This is a genomic window from Acinetobacter sp. 129952 (assembly GCF_056642055.1).
In genome coordinates, this window is sequence record NZ_JBWVSU010000012.1 from 46,209 (window position 1) to 64,928 (window position 18,720).

The following is an 18,720-nucleotide window of genomic DNA, read 5'->3' on the forward strand; positions in this document are numbered from 1 at the left end:
GACCAGATTATGATAGATAAAAGTTCATTATCATTGAAAGAAGCACTCTCCCAGATCAAGGACGGTTCTACCATTATGATCGGCGGCTTTGGTACAGCGGGTCAGCCTGCTGAACTGATTGATGGTCTGATCGAATTGGGTATTAAAGACCTGATTATTGTCAACAACAATGCCGGTAATGGCGATTATGGTTTAGCAAAACTGCTTAAAGCTGGCGCTGTCCGTAAAATCATTTGCTCTTTCCCGCGTCAGTCAGATTCCTGGGTATTTGACGAGTTATATCGTGCAGGCAAGATTGAACTGGAACTGGTGCCGCAAGGTAATCTGGCTTGCCGTATTCAGGCAGCAGGTATGGGCTTAGGTCCAATCTATACCCCTACCGGTTTTGGTACTTTGCTGGCAGAAGGCAAACCGACCATGAACTATGAAGGCAAAGACTACGTTTTAGAAAATCCAATTAAAGCTGACTTTGCCCTGATTAAAGCTTCTAAAGGCGATCGTTGGGGCAATCTGGTGTACCGTAAATCTGCGCGTAACTTCGGCCCGATCATGGCCATGGCAGCAGATGTGACCATCGCTCAAGTTTCTGAAGTGGTTGAACTCGGTGCACTGGATCCAGAGCACATCATCACCCCGGGAATTTTTGTTCAACACGTTGTTCAAGTTAAACCTGCACAGTAATCACGGATTAGGAGAAAAGAAATGAGCTATAGCAAACTGACCCGTGACCAGATCGCTGAACGTGTGGCACAAGACATTCCTGATGGCGCTTATGTGAACCTCGGTATTGGTTTACCGACCAAGATTTCCAGCTACCTGCCAAGCGATAAAGACGTCTTCCTGCATTCTGAAAATGGCCTGCTGGCTTTCGGTCCTCCTCCTGCTGAAGAAGACCGCGATCCTGAACTGATTAATGCTGGTAAAGAATTCGTGACCTTACTTGAAGGCGGTTCTTTCTTCCATCACGGCGATTCTTTCGCAATGATGCGTGGCGGTCACTTAGACATCGCTGTACTGGGTGCATTCCAGGTCGCTGAAAATGGCGATCTGGCCAACTGGCATACTGGTGCTCCAGATGCAATTCCAGCAGTCGGCGGTGCGATGGATCTGGCTGTGGGTGCCAAGAAAGTCTTTATTACCACAGATCATGTGACCAAAAAAGGTGAGCCAAAAATTGTGGCTGAACTGTCTTATCCGGCTACAGGCCTGAAATGTGTCGACCGTATCTATACCGACCTATGCGTGATTGATGTCACGCCTGAAGGGATGAAAGTGATTGAAAAAGTCGAAGGTCTGTCATTTGAAGAATTGCAATCAATGACTGGTGCCAAACTGATTGATGCGACTCAAGGTTAAGACGCTTTAAAGAAATTTAAAATCCCCCTCATCCTCCTGAGTAAGACTTAAGCGTTACTTTAAGTTGATGTGCAAGAAAGGGAGACTTTATATCGAAACTCAAAGCTTTTTGAGTCCGGGTAAGTCTCCCTCCGTTCAGGAGGGATTAAGGGAGGTAAAAGGATTCAATAAATGAAAAATGCATATATTATCGATGCCATCCGCACTCCATTCGGTCGTTATGCCGGCGGCCTCGCGCCTGTCCGTGCAGATGATTTAGGTGCTGTACCAATCAAAGCCTTGATGGAACGTAATCCATCGGTAAACTGGGAACAGGTCGATGACGTGATCTATGGCTGTGCCAACCAGGCCGGTGAAGACAACCGTAACGTCGGTCGTATGTCTTCACTGCTTGCAGGTGTGCCTTACCAGGTGCCAGCGACGACCGTAAACCGCCTGTGTGGTTCATCAATGGATGCAGTCGCGATGGCTGCACGTGCGATTAAAGCCGGTGAAGCGAATCTGATTATTGCTGGTGGTGTAGAAAGCATGTCACGCGCGCCATTTGTCATGGGCAAGTCAGAAACGGCGTATGGCCGTAGCCAGAAGATTGAAGACACCACCATGGGCTGGCGTTTTATCAATCCGAAACTGAAAGAAATGTACGGCGTAGAAACCATGCCGCAAACGGCTGAAAATCTGGCGGAACAGTTCAACATCAACCGTGAAGACCAGGACAAGTTTGCCCTGACCAGCCAGCAACGTACTGCAGCAGCGCAGGCCAAAGGTTTCTATAAAAATGAAATCATTCCTGTGGTGATTCCGCAGCGTAAAGGCGAGCCGATCGTTGTGTATACTGATGAACATCCACGTGCATCTACCACTGCAGAAGCTCTGGCAAAACTGAAGCCTGTGGTCAAAGCTGATGGTACGGTTACAGCAGGTAATGCTTCTGGTATTAACGATGGTGCGGCTGCCCTATTAATCGCATCTGATGAAGCGGTTGCTCAACACGGCTTAAAACCACGTGCCAAAATCATTGGCTCAACGGTTTTGGGTGTTGAACCACGCATCATGGGCTTTGGTCCAGCACCTGCTATCAAGAAATTGCTGGCTCAAACCGGCCTGACTTTAGATCAGATGGATGTGATCGAGCTGAATGAAGCTTTTGCTGCCCAAGCACTGGCATGTACCCGTGACCTAGGCATTGAAGATGGTTCGGAAAAAGTCAACCCGAACGGCGGTGCGATTGCCTTGGGTCATCCACTCGGTGCATCTGGTGCGCGTCTGGTGACCACTGCACTCAACCAGCTGGAACAAACTGGCGGTAAATACGGTCTTTGTTCAATGTGTATTGGTGTCGGTCAAGGCATCGCTTTGATTATTGAACGCGTCTAACAACCTATTAAAAAGATAAACCTCCTCCCTTTTTTAAAGGGAGGTCGGGAGGGATTTCAATGCCAACTTTTACATCCAAAGATGCCCAGATCAATTACCAGACCTTTGGTGATGCCAGCAAACCTGCCCTGGTTTTTTCTAACTCATTGGGCACTAAATTCAGCATGTGGCAACCACAAATTGAATTTTTCCAGCAAGATTATTTTGTTGTGTGTTATGACACTCGTGGTCATGGGGCTTCCTCTGCACCACAAGGTCCGTATAGTCTTGAACAGTTAGGTCAGGATGTGGTCAATCTGCTGGATCATCTGAATATCCAGAAAGCCGCTTTCTGTGGCATTTCTATGGGTGGTTTAACCGGCCAATGGTTAGCGATTAACAAACCTGAACGTTTTAGCCACGTGATTATCTGCAATACTGCTGCCAAGATTGGTCAGGAACAAGCCTGGCTGGAACGTGCCGCACTGGTGCGTGAACAAGGTCTGGCACCGATTGCCTCGACTGCAGCATCACGCTGGTTTACCGATCCCTTTATCCAGAGCAACGCAGCGACAGTTGCAGAACTTTCAAACGACCTTGGAGCTGGCAGCCCGGAAGGTTATGCAAGTTGTTGCGAAGCTTTGGCTAAGGCGGATTTACGTGAACAGATCAAAACGATATCAGTGCCGGTACTGATTGTGGCCGGTCAGCAAGACCCGGTGACGACAGTTGCAGATGGACAAGCCATGCAAGCTGAAATTGCACAAAGCCAGTTGTTTGAAATCAATGCTTCGCACATTTCCAATATGGAACAACCAGAAGCCTTTAATCAGGCGGTTCAGAAATTTATTGCTGCTTAAACAATAAATGCAAAGAAAAAGCCACTGTTGATCAGTGGCTTTTTTATGCTTAGATTTAAAAAACTGGTTCTACATCAGGTCCAGATCACTAAAATCGCTGCAATCACTACTAAGCCCAGACCCCAATGCTCGGTACGTGCAAGTTTTTCTTTAAAGAAATATGCCGAAATCAGCATACTAAACAGAATCTCAATTTGTCCTAAGGTTTTGACCACCGGCACACTCATCATGCTCATGGCAGTAAACCAGCCCAGCGATGCCATAAAACTGCACAAACTGACTTTAAAAGTTAAGCCCAGACGCTGCCACATGGCCACTAAAGTCTGGCGACTGAATAGGCTGAGGTAAATCAGCATACTAATACACTGAAAACTGATCACCATTAACAACACCCAGGCCGCACGATGCAAGGTTGGTAAAGTGGTTAATTCCAGACTGGCTTCGCGTACCAGAAGTGAGGTGATGGCAAAACTTAAACCGCTTCCGATGCCAATAGCCAGTGTTCTGGTTGAAAACCCGCTGACCTGTTGGCCTTTACTCAATAAAAATACCGCATATCCGCCCAGCGCCACACCAATCCAGGCCAAAAATGACAAATGATCTGCTAATAAGGTCACACCAATAATGGCGGCTAAAATGGCTTCACTTTTCGCCAACCCCACCCCAACCGCGTAATTTTTTTGCTTGAACAGTTGCACCATCAGTGCCGTAGCTAAAATCTGGCTGCAACCTGCAATCACTACATAGACCCAGAACTTGGGCGTGAAGTGAACCACACTTTCAAATGGCTTGAAATAATACAGGCTGCTCAGGTAAAGCGCAGCGAATGGCAAACCGAAAATAAAGCGTGCCAGGGTGACTCCCCACATATCGACCGTAGTGCTGAGCTGTTTTTGAAAGGCGTTACGCCAAGCCTGCATAAATGCAGCCATTAAAGTAAAGAAAATCCAGCTGAATGCCATCTACTGAGCGCTATTGCTACAAAGGTGAATTAATTCTATGCCTTAACAAAAGCGCTGACTAATTAAAAATAGAATGCTGGCCGATAGCAGAAAGTTTGGCTTAATTTGGAAAGATTCCAGCTGAAAAAATGCAATGTGATCTGCCAGTCATTTTAAAACGTGAAAATGGTACTAATTTTGCTTAGTCAAACCTTCCTAGGCTGATGTGTACAGTGTGTATTTATTCTATATGTTTAAAGTATGTAATTAGACCTGAAGTGTAATTAAACTCTTTTCTACTTGGCTCCAATATGAAATGCAATAACAACAAGTATTCATCAGTGAAGACGAATACCCCTGTACCAGATCGCCGGATGCTATCTCAAGTAATGGCACATTGTTATAGGTGAAATCACCTATAAAACAGTCAGAAAATGACCATTTTTTTGGAAAATTTTGGAATATAAAATTGTGCCTAACAGTTTTTTTAATTTTCTTTTAAAAATCTGGATAATCCTTTCGCATCGGGATAAAACGGATTCCATGTTCTTCCGTGTATTTTCCCGTTTCCACAAAACCAAAGCGCTTGTAAATATCCAAGGCATAAAGACTGGATTTTACCGTAATAATTGAATGGCCTTGACGGCGGATCTCGCTTTCTAAAAAGTGCCACATTTGCCGGCGGCCATAACCCTGCCCCTGATAGACTTGGTTCAGGAAAAAATGCATGAAGTGTGCAGGTTCCATATAAGCCACGACGCCTATCACCTGATGATCGATTTCTGCCACAAAATAATGAATGTCCGGACGCTCGAAAATGGTCTGGATCATCTCAGGCTGAAAGCGCTGGCGACCTTCTTCCGAACTGATCACGGCATCGACAAAGGGTGCAATCACATCGACAATGGCACGAGTATCCTGAAGATTGGCTTTTCTAATTTTCATGTTTTTTTTAATTCCTCTTTATTAGCTTGCTCACATTAAAAATTTTTTATTCTTAAAAGTTAGCTGTTCTTGAATGGACTTCCCCCAAATTTAAAAACCGGTCGGAATATTTGGTAATATCCTTCAATACGCCTTGTCCGTGTTTTTAAGATGGCAACTCACTCTATTTAAAAATTTATTTATTTAAAAGCTTGTTTAACTATACTTTTTTATTAAAACAAAGATTCAATTGATGTTTCATTTAATATCAAGCAGCCTATATTTACAATTCATCCATATAGAATTTTCAATGAAATTTTTATGATGTTTCTTTATCAGGAAGAAATTTAGGTAGGCATTCTGAACCTTTTTTCGTGTTCATCATCGATAAACATTTTAGGTCGTTCGCTTCCCTACAGGGAGTTTAATGAAACATTTTGAATGTGCCGTCTGCAAGCAACAGCTGTTTTTTTACAAATCAGTTTGTGATCACTGTCTGTCACCGATCGGTTATATCGCTTCGGAAAAAGAGCTATGCGCATTCGAAAAACAGAGTGCTGAGCGATGGGTTCCAATCGCCAAAAACTACCAGCATGCCAGTTATAAACCCTGTCACAATTATGTAAATTATCAGGTATGCAACTGGATGATTCCCAGCGATGAAGATGAGGAATTTTGTGAATCCTGTCAGTTGACCCATGTCATTCCTGATCTGGAAAATTCCGAGAACCTGATTTACTGGTTTCGACTGGAAGAAGCCAAACGCCGTTTCCTGTATTTGGCCCAGCGCATGAACATGATGCCACGCCCTAAAAAGTCTGAAGATGATCCATTTGGTCTGCGATTTGATTTTCTCCTGCCTCAAGAAGATAAGCCTGTTTTAATTGGTCATGCTAATGGTGTCATTACCCTAAATGCAATTGAAGCTGATGTTGTTTATCGTGAAACTACACGTGTAAATATGGGTGAAAACTACCGGACTTTATTGGGTCATTTTCGTCATGAAAGTGGCCATTATTATTTTGCGCTCATGCAACATATGCATCCGGAATTGCTAGATGAATTCCGTCAGTATTTTGGCGATGAGCGGCAGGATTATGGCAAGGCACTTGAACGCCATTATAATGAAGGCGCGCCAATCAACTGGCAGGAAAAGTACATCAGTGCTTATGCTACCGCCCATCCCTGGGAAGACTGGGCAGAAACCTGGGCACATTATCTGCATATGATGGAAACACTGGAAACTGCCTACTATGGTGGTATGCGTGTCGAAGGAAATGGCAGCTATCTGGCCAGTATGGATTTTAAAGAATGCCCGATTGGTGGACAGGATTTTGAACATATTCTGGAAAACTGGGTTACCCTGACCTTTAATCTGAATGCCTTAAACCGTTGTATGGGTCTGGAAGATGCCTACCCCTTCAAGCTGAGCGAAGCAGTTAAAGACAAGTTACGATTTATTCACCGGCATGTGCTGGAAAAAGTTTTTAAATAATTTAAAAAGTAATTTTTATAGTAAAAATATAGATGGAATGGGATCAGCAAAGTCTGAAAATATGGATTTTATTGTGTATTTTAAAAATTAATATGATTTAAAGAATCCCTGCTCCTGGCAAACCAAGAGCAGAAAGTCTCCAATGAATCAGTATTGAGTTTGCTACCTGAATATACGATTTAGGATGTGCTTAAATCAGTTCCACAGCAATCGCAGTCGCTTCACCACCACCGATACATAAGGACGCAATCCCTTTCTTGCCGCCAGTACGTTTTAAGGCATGAATCAAGGTCACAATAATACGAGAGCCAGAAGAACCCAATGGATGACCAAGCGCACAAGCACCACCATTAATGTTCACTTTTGCTGGATCAAGTTTAAAGCCATCAATGGCTAACATAGTGACCATGGCGAACGCTTCGTTGATTTCCCAAAGGTCAACCTCCTGAGCATCCCAACCGGTTTTTTTCAGGACTTTTTCAATCGCACCAACAGGTGCAATAGTAAATTCTGACGGATGCTGCGAATGGCTGGCATAGGCCAGAATATTAGCTAGCGGTTTTAAGTTACGCTGTGCAGCAATTTCGCTCGAGGTGATCACCAATGCTGAAGCACCATCTGAAATTGAACTGGCATTTGCCGCAGTAATGGTGCCGTCTTTTTTGAACGCTGGACGCAGAGTTGGAATTTTATCAGCCTTGGCATTTAAAGGTTGCTCATCCTGCTCTACTATCACATCACCTTTACGGCTGCTGACAGTGACCGGCACGATTTCATCTTTAAAGAAGCCTTGCTGGACGGCGGTCACGGCTTTATTTAATGAGCCAATCGCATAGTCATCCTGCTGCTCACGCGTATAGCCTTTTTTATCCGCCATTTCCTGAGCCAAAATCCCCATCGACAGACCTGTTTCAGCATCTTCCAGACCTTCCTGGAACATGTGATCAATGACTTTGCCATGTCCCATGCGGAAACCGGCACGTGCCTTGTCCATTAAATAGGGTGCGTTTGACATCGACTCCATCCCGCCAGCCACCACAATCTCTGCTGAACCGGCCTTGATCGCATCTGCTGCCTGCATCACGGCTTTCATGCCTGAACCACAAATTTTATTGATGGTGGTCGCACCAGTTGAATCCGGTAGACCTGCCTGACGCATGGCCTGACGTGCCGGACCCTGTTTTAAACCGGCTGGCAGTACGCAGCCCATGATCACTTCATCAATATCATTGGCCGCCAATCCTGCACGTGCCACCACTTCTTTAATTGCCACAGCACCCAAATCCGGCGCGGTACAGCTTGACAATGAACCTTGAAAACCGCCCATCGCGGTACGTACTGCATCTACAATTACGATCATTTTAGTTTCATCCTTTTTCATCATTGTTATCAACCCTACATAGCCAAAGCGCTGTAGGGCTGGTCCTTCGCAATCATTGCGGGTTAAGCCTGTGCGGTAAAATAGTCTTCAGGCAACTGCATCACCAGTTCCGCACCGGCTTGAATACGTTGGATTCGTGCACTCAAATCCGGAAGTATTTTGGCCACATAATAGTTGGCCAGTACCAGTTTGTTCTGGAAGTAGCTGTCGTCTTTGGCTGCAGCGGCTTTGCTAATCCGCGCATACATATAGACAAAGCTGAGCAGCCCAACCGCATGTAAATAATCGACAGCAATCGAATTAGCAAAATCAGGGTTCAATTTAGATTGCTCGACGATGAATTTGGTGATGTCTTCGAGTTGCTGGCAGGCTTCTAATGTCGCCGTTTTAATCGTCAATGAATCATCTAAATTTTGGGCAAATTCACGGATTTCAGCAATATATTCCGCGATATAAGTCCCATTACATTTGGTGGTTTTACGCCCAATCAGGTCAATCGCCTGCACGCCATTGGTGCCTTCATAAATCTGTGAAATACGCAGGTCACGAATACACTGTTCCATGCCCCATTCACGGATATAGCCATGACCACCGAAGCACATTTGTGCTTCCAGTGCAGAATCCAGTGCCTTGTCGGTTAAGTAAGCTTTGGCGATTGGCGTTAACAGCGCCACACGGTCAGTCGCTTTACGCACGGCTTCAGGGTTGGTTGAGTATTTGGTAATATCCAGTTGTTGACCCACATACACTGCAAACGCACGCGAAGCTTCATTGTTGGCTCGTACATTGAGCAGCATACGGCGTACATCGCCATGCACCAGAATCGAATCGGCTGGTTTTTCTGGCGATTTTGCACCAGTTGATGCACGGCCCTGTAAACGATCCGTCGCATATTGTGCTGCATTCTGGTAGGCAAATTCTGCTGCACCAATGCCCTGAATCCCCATAGATAAACGTTCGTAGTTCATCATCACGAACATGCCGGCCAGACCTTCATTTTCATTACCGACCATATAGCCCTTGGCACCGTCAAAGTTCATGACGCAGGTCGCCGAGCCTTTAATTCCCATTTTATGTTCGATTGAACCGGCAGATACTGCATTACGCTCACCCAGTGAACCATCGGCATTGATCAGGAATTTCGGCACAATAAATAATGAAATACCACGTGAGCCTGCTGGTGCATTTGGAGTTTTTGCCAGCACCAGATGAATGATATTGTCACTCAGGTCATGCTCACCGCTGGTAATAAAAATTTTGGTGCCAGTAATGTTGAAGGAACCATCCTCATTCGGTTCAGCTTTGGTCTTGATAATGCCAAGATCTGTACCGGAATGTGGTTCGGTCAGACACATAGTGCCCGACCATTCACCCGTATAGAATTTTGGTAAATAAGTTTCTTTCTGTTCCTGTGAGGCGCGGTCATTGATCGCCATACCTGCACCCACAGTGAGTAGTGGATAAAGCATAAAAGATTGGTTGGTGCTCCAGATCATTTCATCCGCCAGAACCGTGAGCATCTTCGGCATGTTTTGTCCGCCCCATTCTTCAGGCGCACCCAAGCCTACCCAGCCACCTTCAGCAAACTGTCTGAAAGCTTCTTTAAAACCTTTGGGTGTTGTCACCACACCATTGTTAAACTGAGCACCACCTTCTTCATCAGCAGGACGATTCAGGTCAAGAATAACATTCTTCGAAAATTTGGCCATCTCTTCCAGAATTGCATTTGCCGTTGCCATATCTAAATGTGCAAGATTTTCATTACCTTGCCAAAATTTTTCAGCTTGGAATACATCATTTAAAATAAATTCCATGTCTTTTAGCGGCGCATTATAAATCGGCATTTTTAAATTCCTTAAAGGGTGATACTCAATCCTGTTGCCAAATATTTTCTAATTTTCATTAGAATCCAGGCAGGCCATTTTAAAATCGTGATATCCAATTCCTGCAGTATTAAATCTATATCTAGATTCATAAAGTTGCATTGAAAATCACGTCTTTATGTTCAGTATAAGTGACTGAATATGCCAGCTTAATATTGATCTACTTTCCGTACTAAACCCTGATGAATATGGGCTTAAAACAGTCAAAGAATCTAGCTTCGTGCGCTGAAACAATAAAATAATTATACTGAAAATGGAATTTTATTTAGCAAAGTTGATCTCTAGGGTTCAGTTTTCTTGACAATATTTCTGTCTGCTCAGCATCGCTATTTTTATTTGTCAGTAGTTGCTGCATAAATATACAAAATGAGATAAATATCACGACCTTAGTTTTATAGCCATCGCGTGCAAAATTGCATATTCTTGAAAGGTTCTTTTTCGAAAAGTATGGACCAAGAAGATGACGACTGTAAGACAGCAGAACTTCCTTCTTCGTAAAGAGAAGATCCTGAGCATGGCGGAAAGCCTGCTACTGGATAATAATCAGGACATTACCCTGAGTGAGCTGGCCAGTGAACTGGACATCGCAAAAGGAACCATCTACAAACATTTTAAAAGCAAGAACCAGTTATATTTAGAACTGATTATTCTGAATGAAAAAAGAATTCTAGAAATATCAAAAAAGCATAATAACGATATTAAAAATTATGTTTCACAATATATGCTCTATCACATGCTCAATTCAAACCGAACCATCCTGTTGCATGTCATTGAAGAGCGTTTAACCAATAACGAAAAAAATCTGAAAGAGTTATTTCAGGAGCTTTATCGGATTCGTGAAGAACGGATTATCCGGATTAAAGACATCACCCATGATTATCTGGTGGCTTTAGAAAGTGCCATGTCGATTCGCGATTATTTGTCTTATATCTGGACAGTCACCTATGGCGCTTCGCTATTATTAAATTCGACCAATTACCAAAAAGCAATTGGGTCACGTGAACGTTTAATTAAACTTTATATTAATCAGGCACTCATGACGCCAGATAAAATCTCATCGGTATAATCACTATAATAAAAAAATGCCTGATTCGATCAGGCATTTTTTTATTTGGTTGTATGAGTTCATAAGATCACTTTCGCGATCTAACTCAACAATGATCAGGCAGCCACAGGTGGAAAACCATCTTCGGTTAAAGCTGCAACAATCTCAGATTCACTGGCTGTCGATTCAACTTCAACCAGTTTAGTGGCCACATCAATATTCACAGTGGCATTTTCATCCAGATCTTTAATCGTAGCCGTGACACTGCGCGCGCAGCCACCACAGGTCATGTTTTCAATACGGAATTTCATGTTTAGCTCCATAGGATCGGTTTAAAGTTTATCTGATTCGGCAGACTATATTTAATCTGAGCTGAACTGCAGATCAGGTCAGTGCTGCTCAGGGACGACACCCTGTTCAATCTGTTTTAAAATCTGGCAGTCAGACTGTTCATTGCCGGCACATTGTTCCACCGATTGCTGTAATATCATCAGCATATGCTGCATATCGGCAATTTTCTGTTGTAAAAACTGGATATGTTTTTGTGCCAACTGTTTGACCTCACTACTTTGGCGTGAGCTGTTCAGCCACAGGCCGAGTAATTCTTTCATCTGCTCTGAAGAAAAGCCCAGTTCACGTGCATGCTGGATAAAACTTAAGGTTCTAATGTCCGCGTCACTATAAACCCGATAACCTGTATCACTGCGTTTCGGAGCGGGCAACAAGCCGATTTCTTCATAATAACGGATCATTTTTGCAGAGATGCCGGACCGTTTTGCGGCCTGACCAATATTCATCATACTGACTCCTTAAACTGCACCGGTTGATAGGCTCTTAATCTCAAGGCATTACTAACCACAAACACGGAGGACAATGCCATCGCAACTGCGGCAAACATTGGCGATAACAAGATGCCCCAAAATGGATAAAGCACACCTGCAGCAATCGGGATTAAGGCAATATTGTAGACAAAGGCCCAAAACAGATTCTGTTTGATATTGCGCATGGTTGCCTGGCTTAAACCAATGCCCGTAGCTACATGCTGTAAATTGCCTGACATCAGCACCACATCAGCAGCTTCAATCGCGACATCGGTGCCGGTACCAATCGCCATACCAACATCGGCCTGTGCCAATGCCGGTGCATCATTGATTCCATCCCCAACAAAAGTGAGCACGCCGTATTGCTGCTGGAGTTGTCGTACTGCATCGACTTTTTCATGCGGCAAAACTTCCGCAATCACCTGATCGATTTTCAACTGTTTGGCGATCGCCTGCGCGGTATGCTGATGATCACCAGTAATCATCGCCACTTTAAGACCTTGGTCATGCAAGGCCTGAATCGCGCTATAAGTAGTTGGTTTAATCGGATCGGCTACTGCAATAATCGCAGCCAGCTTTTGATTAATCGCTACATATAAAGGGCTGCGGCCCTGATCACCGAGCTTTTGTGCAGTGGCTCTAAACAGATCGACATTTAAGCCCAAGTCCTGCATCAGACGCTCCGCACCAATATGCAGCTGCTGACCGGACACCTGTGCTTTGACCCCAGCACCGGTAATCGAATCAAAATCCGTCACTTCACTCAGTTGCAGTTCTTGCTCACGGGCAGCCTGAACAATAGCGTGGGCAATCGGATGTTCAGATTTAGCCTCCACTGAAGCGACTAGCTGTAATACCTCTTGCTGATTAAAATCTGCTGTAACTTCAAAGTCGGTCAGAAGCGGTTTTCCTTCAGTCAAGGTTCCAGTTTTATCCAGCGCGACGACTTTGGTTTGCTGCAATAACTGCAATGCTTCGCCCTTACGGAATAGCACGCCCAGTTCTGCTGCACGGCCAGTTCCGACCATAATTGAGGTAGGAGTCGCCAGTCCCATCGCACATGGACAGGCAATAATCAGTACGGCGACTGCATTTACCAATGCATAGGTCAGATTCGGCTCAGGCCCAAACAGGAACCAGACCATAAAGGTCAGGGCCGCCAGTGCCATAACAGCCGGCACAAACCATAAAGTCACTTTATCGACCACGGCCTGAATTGGCAGTTTTGAGCCTTGTGCCTGTTCTACCATCTGAATAATCTGCGCCAGTACCGAATCCTGTCCGACCTTAGTCGCCTTGATTTGCAAGGTTCCGTTCTGGTTTACTGTACCGCCGACCACCTGATCGCCAGCCTGTTTGGCCACAGGCAAAGGTTCACCGCTAATCATCGCTTCATCAATATAACTTTGTCCGGCAACCACTTCACCATCGACAGCGACTTTTTCACCCGGACGAATTTCAATCAACATTCCTTGTTGCACATCGGAAATTGCCAGATCAACCCAGTGATCATTCTGTTCTACCCGTGCCGTTTTCGGTTGCAAGCCGACTAGATACTGAATCGCTTCCGAGGTTTTACCTTTGGCTTTGGCTTCCAGATAACGCCCCAGTAAAATCAGCGCGACAATAACGGCGGCCGCTTCAAAATACACATGCACAGTGGACTGCGGTAACAACTGCGGAAAAAAGGTCGCAATACAGGAAAAGCCATATGCGGCAATGGTTCCAACGGCCACCAGCGAGTTCATATCCGGTGCCAGACGCAATAAAGCTGGAATACCATGCTGATAAAAACGCCGTCCCGGAATAATCAGCACCAAAGTGGTCAGTACAAACTGCAGATACCAGCTGTTCTGGGTTCCCAGCGTATGGGCAATAAAATGATGAAATGCCGGAATCAGATGCGAGCCCATTTCCAGAATAAATACAGGCGCTGTCAGAATGACTGCAAGCCATAAATCTCGTTTCAGTTGTGCCGTTTCATTGGCTTTCTTTTCCTGAAAAGCATCATGGCTATCTGTCGACATATCCCTACCAGATTTTATGGTGGCCTGATAACCGGCTTTCTCCACCTCAGCAATCAAGGCCGGAATCTGGGCATGCGAGGCTTTCACCCAGGCAGTTTCGGTGGACAGATTGACCTGTGCTTCGCTGACACCTTCTACTTTTAATAAAGCTTTTTCAACCCGTGCCACACATGAAGCGCAAGTCATGCCTTCAATAGCCAGTTCAATGCGATCGCTCTGAATATCAAAACCGGCTTTTTGCATGGCTTGAGTCAGCTTGGACAATGGCACAGAATTGATCGCACTCACATGCGCCTTTTCAGTGGCCAGATTCACTTGTGCATCCAGCACGCCCTCCACTTTTTTTAGGGCTTTTTCTACGCGAGCCACACAGGATGCACAGGTCATGCCTTCAATATTTAAATCAAACTGTTGCGTCGGTACATCAAAACCGGATTTTTCAATTGCTTGAACCAGCGCAGCGGCAGCAATTGGCTGCTGGCTTTTAATAAAAGCTTTTTCAGTCGATAGATTGACAGATGCCTCGACCACGCCTTCAATTTTTTTCAAGGCTTTTTCTACCCGAGCTACACAGGAGGCGCAGGTCATACCGCCAATCTGCACCTGCTGTTCATATAATCGGTTGCTGTCTTGTTCTGCCATGCCCATCTCCACACCTCAACTCATTGTTGATGTTATAGCTTAAACATTCCCATCATGGTAAGGTCAAGTCCTTCATCTGACTATTTTAAAAATAATGCAGCGTCCTGCTGCGATTTAAAATCACCCAATAAAAAGCCCGAAGATGACTTCAGGCTTGTATGGCAGTATTTAAAATATAAAATGCATCAATGTTATTCGGCAGAAATATCTTCAAACAAGATCGAAGACAGGTAACGTTCACCACCGTCTGGCAAAATCACCACAATATTTTTACCGGCATTTTCAGGGCGAGCCGCCAATTGTGCCGCTGCTGCCATAGCCGCGCCACTTGAAATGCCGACCAGGATACCTTCCTGAGCTGCTGTTTTACGTGCCCATTCGACTGCATCTGCGCTATTAATGGCGATTACTTCATCAACGAGGTCTAGGTCCAGATTGCCCGGAATGAAGTTGGCACCAATCCCCTGAATTTTGTGTGGTCCAGGTGTAATGTCTTCACCGCGTTTGGCCTGACCAATAATTGCAGACTCAGCAGGTTCCACCGCCACAGAATATAAAGGCTTGTTTTTCACTTTTTCAAAGTAGCGTGAAATACCGGTAATGGTTCCACCCGTTCCGACACCTGCGACCAGAATATCGACATTGCCCGCAGTCGCTTCCCAGATTTCTGGGCCTGTGGTTTCTTCATGAATTTTAGGGTTGGCTGGATTTTCAAACTGTTGTGGCAGGTAGTACAGTTCAGGATTTTCGTTGACTAGACGTTGTGCTTCTTCAATCGCGCCTTTCATGCCTTTGGCTGGATCAGTCAAAACCAGATTGGCACCCAATGCTTTCACCACCTTACGGCGTTCAATACTCATACTTGAAGGCATAGTCAAAGTAATATCATAACCTTTGGCTGCCGCAACAAAAGCCAATGCAATCCCGGTATTACCGCTGGTTGGCTCGACAATATGCATACCGGGTTTGAGCTTGCCAGATTTTTCAGCATCATTAATCAACGCTGCACCTATACGACACTTGACTGAAAATGCCGGATTACGGCTTTCAATTTTCGCAAGTACAGTGGCAGGATCGGAAATCACACGATTAATACGAACAAGCGGTGTATTTCCAATCGCGTCTGCATTATTACTATAAACCGCTATACCTAAATTATTCGGTGTTGGAAAAGCTGAATCTGTACTCATGATGATATCCCTAATGTTATTGGTTCAAGTCGCTTAAACATCATACAAGCATTTTTTTGCTTTGTAGATGTTTGATGAAACTTGCACTTCATTGCACGAATGTGAACTAAAATACTTTCTACACTATGCAATAAATTTATCTTATCTATCAATATTTAAAATATAATTTTAATTGATAATTCAATTCATTAAAAACCATAAAACTTAACTGTTTTTAGCAAGGTATTACGGGCTAAGACCCGTATAATTAGCGGGCTGTAACTTTATAATGGACATATTGAATGAAAACCGATTTTGAAATCACGACTATGCGCGATTCAGCAGAACAGGTCGTCGGCATTTTAAAATCTCTGGCCAATACCGACCGTCTTCTTATTTTATGTCATCTGTCTCAAGCGGAACTGAATGTTTCAGAAATTGAGGAAATAACTGAGATTAAACAGCCGACACTTTCCCAGCAGCTCATGATGTTGCGCAAAAGCGATGTGGTAGATACCCGGCGCGACGGCAAACAGATTTATTATTCAATTAAAGATCAAAATTTGATTGTGGTCTTAAATACCCTTTATCAATTGTATTGCGGCAATTCAGCTAAATAAAGAATCTTTCTTTTTTCAGTCATCAAGAGGAGTTTTCTTTAAACTCTTATTGATATCGTTCTACACCATTCAATCACGATCATAGAACTTTAAAATAGGGTTTTTGAAATGATACGTGACTGACCCAGATGTTTCATTTTAAACATGATTCATCAAGAATCTAGATCAGCTAAGACTTCTTAGCAGAATTTGTGCATAATATATCTATATTTGTGATTTAGACCTCTTTATGCAAAATTCCAAGTCTAAACTTCTGCATAGACTGCCTGCCTGGGCATGGTTAAGCCACTACACGCCGGTCAAATTTAAGTCTGATGTGCTAGCCGCCCTGATTGTGGTGGCGATGCTGGTGCCTCAAGGGATGGCCTATGCCATGCTAGCAGGATTGCCGCCGATCATGGGCTTATATGCCAGCATCCTGCCGATGATCATTTATGCGCTGCTCGGTGGGAGTTCGACTTTATCGATTGGCCCGGTAGCCATCATTTCCATGATGACTTTTGCTACGCTCAATCCACTTTTTGAAGTCGGCTCACCAGTCTATATTGAAGCTGCGACTTTATTGGCACTGATGGTCGGGATTATTTCCCTGCTTTTGGGATTATTCCGTTTTGGTTTTCTGATCCAGTTGATCAGTCATCCCGTGATTCAAAGCTTTATTATTGCCTCTGCCTTATTGATTGCGTTTGGGCAGTTAAAGTTTTTGGTCGATCTTCCTTTAAAAGCCAATAACCTTCCGGAGTTTGTCAGCAGTTTGCTGCAATATTTCCCGCTGCTGCACGTGCCGAGCCTGATTTTCGGCCTGTTCTCTATCGGTCTGCTGATCTATCTGCCCAAGTTATTAAAATCTCAGGCGGTACAAAGCCGGATCGGCTATACAGATTTTCTGGTACGTGCAGTGCCGCTGATTCTGGTGTGTCTGGGGATTGCGGCGATTGTCTTTCTGGATTTAAAGCTTCAGGGCATTAAAACGGTCGGTGCAATTCCTTCCGGTTTTCCGCCCTTGTCCTTTCCACACTGGAACTGGGAACTGGTGATGACCTTGTTACCGGGTGCCAGCATGATCGCCATGATCAGTTTTGTGGAGTCACTATCGATTGCTCAAGCCACGGCCTTACAGCAACGCAGTCATTTAAACAGTAATCAGGAACTGATTGCGCTCGGTCTGGCCAATATCAGTGCAGGCGTGAGTTCAGCTTTTCCGGTAACGGGCAGCCTGTCGCGGACGGTGGTGAATGCCGATGCCGGTGCCAAATCACCTATGGCCGGTGTTTTATCCTCTATTCTGATTATTTTTGTGAGCCTGTTCTTTACCGGATTTTTTGAAGATCTACCGCTGACCATTCTGGCCGCGACGATTATTGTTTCCATCTGGAAGCTGGTTAATTTTCAGCCATTTTTTGATGCCTGGCGCTATTCCAAGGCAGATGGCCTTGCCATGTGGATTACCTTTCTGGGCGTGGTTCTTATTGATATTTCGACCGGTTTGATCATTGGGATCGTATCGACATTTGTGCTGATGTTATGGCGAATCAGCCGGCCGCATATTGCGGTTGTCGGTCTGGTCGAAGGCACCCAGCATTTTCGTAATATTCAGCGGCATCAGGTCAGTACCTCCGACCGGGTGCTGTCACTACGGATTGATGAGAATCTGACGTTTCTGAATGCCAATAGCTTCAAAGGTTATCTGATCAATGAGATCAGCCTGAATGACCAGCTACAACATGTGATTATCAACTGTTCCAGCATCAGTGCGATTGATCTGAGTGCCCTGGAAATGCTGGAAGATTTAAATGCGGAACTGGCCAAACTGGATATTCGTCTGCATTTTGCCGAAGTCAAAGGTCCGGTCATGGACAAGCTGCAAGCTTCTAAATTGATGACGCATCTGAGTGGGTGGATTTATCTGACGCATTTTCAGGCGATTCAGGACCTTGCGCCAGAGATCTTTGAGCAGCATAAAGATTATACAATTTAAGACAGCAGATACTTGAACTTATGGCCGGAAATTCCAACCGGTCATAAGTTCTAACTTTTTAAATTTTCAAATATAATTTGAATTTATCTATTTAACTTTGATATTTATTTCATGAATACAATTTTAAAAGTGGTGATTTATTCATCATTTTAAGAAGTTTTTCTTCAATATAAGCAATGTTTTAAAGCAATTAATTTTAGAATAAATCAATAATATCAATAT

At 44.3% G+C, this 18,720-nt stretch carries 16 protein-coding genes; 8 read left to right on the forward strand and 8 right to left on the reverse strand.

The window, feature by feature from the left end; translation table 11 throughout:
* Positions 1-9: 9 nt before the first annotated feature.
* The 4 genes from AC1IR0_RS12855 (at position 10) to pcaD (ending at position 3,572) form a co-directional block, all read left to right on the forward strand.
* Positions 10-681 carry a 3-oxoacid CoA-transferase subunit A gene (locus AC1IR0_RS12855; protein ID WP_004731110.1) on the forward strand — a complete coding sequence of 224 codons (672 nt, stop codon included), beginning with the start codon at positions 10-12 and terminating at the stop codon, positions 679-681.
* A gap of 21 nt (positions 682-702) precedes the next feature.
* On the forward strand, positions 703-1,356 hold the full coding sequence (locus AC1IR0_RS12860) for a 3-oxoacid CoA-transferase subunit B (protein WP_278357013.1): 654 nt from the start codon (positions 703-705) through the stop codon (positions 1,354-1,356).
* A gap of 171 nt (positions 1,357-1,527) precedes the next feature.
* The gene (gene pcaF, locus AC1IR0_RS12865) at positions 1,528-2,733 is read left to right on the forward strand and encodes a 3-oxoadipyl-CoA thiolase (RefSeq protein ID WP_409666126.1); all 1,206 of its coding nucleotides are present in this window, start codon (positions 1,528-1,530) and stop codon (positions 2,731-2,733) included.
* Positions 2,734-2,792: 59 nt separating this feature from the next.
* Complete coding sequence (gene pcaD / locus AC1IR0_RS12870; protein WP_409666128.1) at positions 2,793-3,572, forward strand: 3-oxoadipate enol-lactonase; 780 nt, start codon at positions 2,793-2,795, stop codon at positions 3,570-3,572.
* 74 nt (positions 3,573-3,646) lie between these two features.
* Here pcaD and AC1IR0_RS12875 read toward each other — a convergent pair whose 3' ends face one another.
* Both AC1IR0_RS12875 and AC1IR0_RS12880 read right to left on the reverse strand, forming a co-directional pair.
* Positions 3,647-4,534: an EamA family transporter gene (locus AC1IR0_RS12875; RefSeq protein WP_409666130.1), complete on the reverse strand. Its 888-nt coding sequence runs from the start codon at positions 4,532-4,534 to the stop codon at positions 3,647-3,649.
* Positions 4,535-5,011: 477 nt separating this feature from the next.
* On the reverse strand, positions 5,012-5,458 hold the full coding sequence (locus AC1IR0_RS12880; RefSeq protein ID WP_004731121.1) for a GNAT family N-acetyltransferase: 447 nt from the start codon (positions 5,456-5,458) through the stop codon (positions 5,012-5,014).
* A gap of 406 nt (positions 5,459-5,864) precedes the next feature.
* Between AC1IR0_RS12880 and AC1IR0_RS12885 the strand changes: the two genes are divergently transcribed.
* The gene (locus AC1IR0_RS12885) at positions 5,865-6,932 is read left to right on the forward strand and encodes a zinc-binding metallopeptidase family protein (RefSeq protein WP_004647052.1); all 1,068 of its coding nucleotides are present in this window, start codon (positions 5,865-5,867) and stop codon (positions 6,930-6,932) included.
* Between the two features lie 190 nt (positions 6,933-7,122).
* On the opposite strand, the gene AC1IR0_RS12890 is transcribed toward AC1IR0_RS12885, so the two are convergent.
* Both AC1IR0_RS12890 and AC1IR0_RS12895 read right to left on the reverse strand, forming a co-directional pair.
* Positions 7,123-8,292 carry a thiolase family protein gene (locus AC1IR0_RS12890; protein WP_004280402.1) on the reverse strand — a complete coding sequence of 390 codons (1,170 nt, stop codon included), beginning with the start codon at positions 8,290-8,292 and terminating at the stop codon, positions 7,123-7,125.
* A gap of 83 nt (positions 8,293-8,375) precedes the next feature.
* Complete coding sequence (locus tag AC1IR0_RS12895; RefSeq protein WP_479741453.1) at positions 8,376-10,157, reverse strand: acyl-CoA dehydrogenase C-terminal domain-containing protein; 1,782 nt, start codon at positions 10,155-10,157, stop codon at positions 8,376-8,378.
* Between the two features lie 499 nt (positions 10,158-10,656).
* Between AC1IR0_RS12895 and AC1IR0_RS12900 the strand changes: the two genes are divergently transcribed.
* Positions 10,657-11,262 (forward strand): TetR/AcrR family transcriptional regulator, encoded by a 606-nt coding sequence (locus tag AC1IR0_RS12900; protein ID WP_004280405.1) that lies wholly within the window; start codon positions 10,657-10,659, stop codon positions 11,260-11,262.
* Between the two features lie 95 nt (positions 11,263-11,357).
* Here the strand turns inward: AC1IR0_RS12900 and AC1IR0_RS12905 are convergent, their stop codons facing one another.
* The 4 genes from AC1IR0_RS12905 to cysK form a co-directional block, all read right to left on the reverse strand.
* The gene (locus AC1IR0_RS12905; protein ID WP_004731127.1) at positions 11,358-11,552 is read right to left on the reverse strand and encodes a heavy-metal-associated domain-containing protein; all 195 of its coding nucleotides are present in this window, start codon (positions 11,550-11,552) and stop codon (positions 11,358-11,360) included.
* A gap of 78 nt (positions 11,553-11,630) precedes the next feature.
* Positions 11,631-12,041 (reverse strand): Cu(I)-responsive transcriptional regulator, encoded by a 411-nt coding sequence (gene cueR / locus AC1IR0_RS12910; protein WP_479741454.1) that lies wholly within the window; start codon positions 12,039-12,041, stop codon positions 11,631-11,633.
* Complete coding sequence (locus tag AC1IR0_RS12915; protein WP_479741455.1) at positions 12,038-14,737, reverse strand: heavy metal translocating P-type ATPase; 2,700 nt, start codon at positions 14,735-14,737, stop codon at positions 12,038-12,040. Before AC1IR0_RS12915 ends, cueR begins: the two co-directional genes overlap by 4 nt.
* A 185-nt stretch (positions 14,738-14,922) precedes the next feature.
* Positions 14,923-15,921, reverse strand: coding sequence for a cysteine synthase A (gene cysK / locus AC1IR0_RS12920; protein ID WP_479741456.1), 999 nt, complete (start codon positions 15,919-15,921; stop codon positions 14,923-14,925).
* 281 nt (positions 15,922-16,202) lie between these two features.
* Between cysK and AC1IR0_RS12925 the strand changes: the two genes are divergently transcribed.
* The gene (locus AC1IR0_RS12925) at positions 16,203-16,520 is read left to right on the forward strand and encodes an ArsR/SmtB family transcription factor (protein ID WP_005266304.1); all 318 of its coding nucleotides are present in this window, start codon (positions 16,203-16,205) and stop codon (positions 16,518-16,520) included.
* A 229-nt stretch (positions 16,521-16,749) separates the two neighbouring features.
* Entirely contained in the window at positions 16,750-18,498 is a 1,749-nt protein-coding gene (locus AC1IR0_RS12930) for a SulP family inorganic anion transporter (RefSeq protein WP_479741457.1), read from the forward strand.
* Positions 18,499-18,720 lie beyond the last annotated feature (222 nt).

Bases quoted from the DNA above. Each gene is read 5' to 3' on its own strand.
- AC1IR0_RS12855 (WP_004731110.1), top strand. From the start codon at position 10: ATGATAGATAAAAGTTCATTATCATTGAAAGAAGCACTCTCCCAGATC.
- AC1IR0_RS12860 (WP_278357013.1), top strand. From the start codon at position 703: ATGAGCTATAGCAAACTGACCCGTGACCAGATCGCTGAACGTGTGGCA.
- pcaF (WP_409666126.1), top strand. From the start codon at position 1,528: ATGAAAAATGCATATATTATCGATGCCATCCGCACTCCATTCGGTCGT.
- pcaD (WP_409666128.1), top strand. From the start codon at position 2,793: ATGCCAACTTTTACATCCAAAGATGCCCAGATCAATTACCAGACCTTT.
- AC1IR0_RS12875 (WP_409666130.1), bottom strand. From the start codon at position 4,534: ATGGCATTCAGCTGGATTTTCTTTACTTTAATGGCTGCATTTATGCAG.
- AC1IR0_RS12880 (WP_004731121.1), bottom strand. From the start codon at position 5,458: ATGAAAATTAGAAAAGCCAATCTTCAGGATACTCGTGCCATTGTCGAT.
- AC1IR0_RS12885 (WP_004647052.1), top strand. From the start codon at position 5,865: ATGAAACATTTTGAATGTGCCGTCTGCAAGCAACAGCTGTTTTTTTAC.
- AC1IR0_RS12890 (WP_004280402.1), bottom strand. From the start codon at position 8,292: ATGATCGTAATTGTAGATGCAGTACGTACCGCGATGGGCGGTTTTCAA.
- AC1IR0_RS12895 (WP_479741453.1), bottom strand. From the start codon at position 10,157: ATGCCGATTTATAATGCGCCGCTAAAAGACATGGAATTTATTTTAAAT.
- AC1IR0_RS12900 (WP_004280405.1), top strand. From the start codon at position 10,657: ATGACGACTGTAAGACAGCAGAACTTCCTTCTTCGTAAAGAGAAGATC.
- AC1IR0_RS12905 (WP_004731127.1), bottom strand. From the start codon at position 11,552: ATGAAATTCCGTATTGAAAACATGACCTGTGGTGGCTGCGCGCGCAGT.
- cueR (WP_479741454.1), bottom strand. From the start codon at position 12,041: ATGATGAATATTGGTCAGGCCGCAAAACGGTCCGGCATCTCTGCAAAA.
- AC1IR0_RS12915 (WP_479741455.1), bottom strand. From the start codon at position 14,737: ATGGGCATGGCAGAACAAGACAGCAACCGATTATATGAACAGCAGGTG.
- cysK (WP_479741456.1), bottom strand. From the start codon at position 15,921: ATGAGTACAGATTCAGCTTTTCCAACACCGAATAATTTAGGTATAGCG.
- AC1IR0_RS12925 (WP_005266304.1), top strand. From the start codon at position 16,203: ATGAAAACCGATTTTGAAATCACGACTATGCGCGATTCAGCAGAACAG.
- AC1IR0_RS12930 (WP_479741457.1), top strand. From the start codon at position 16,750: ATGCAAAATTCCAAGTCTAAACTTCTGCATAGACTGCCTGCCTGGGCA.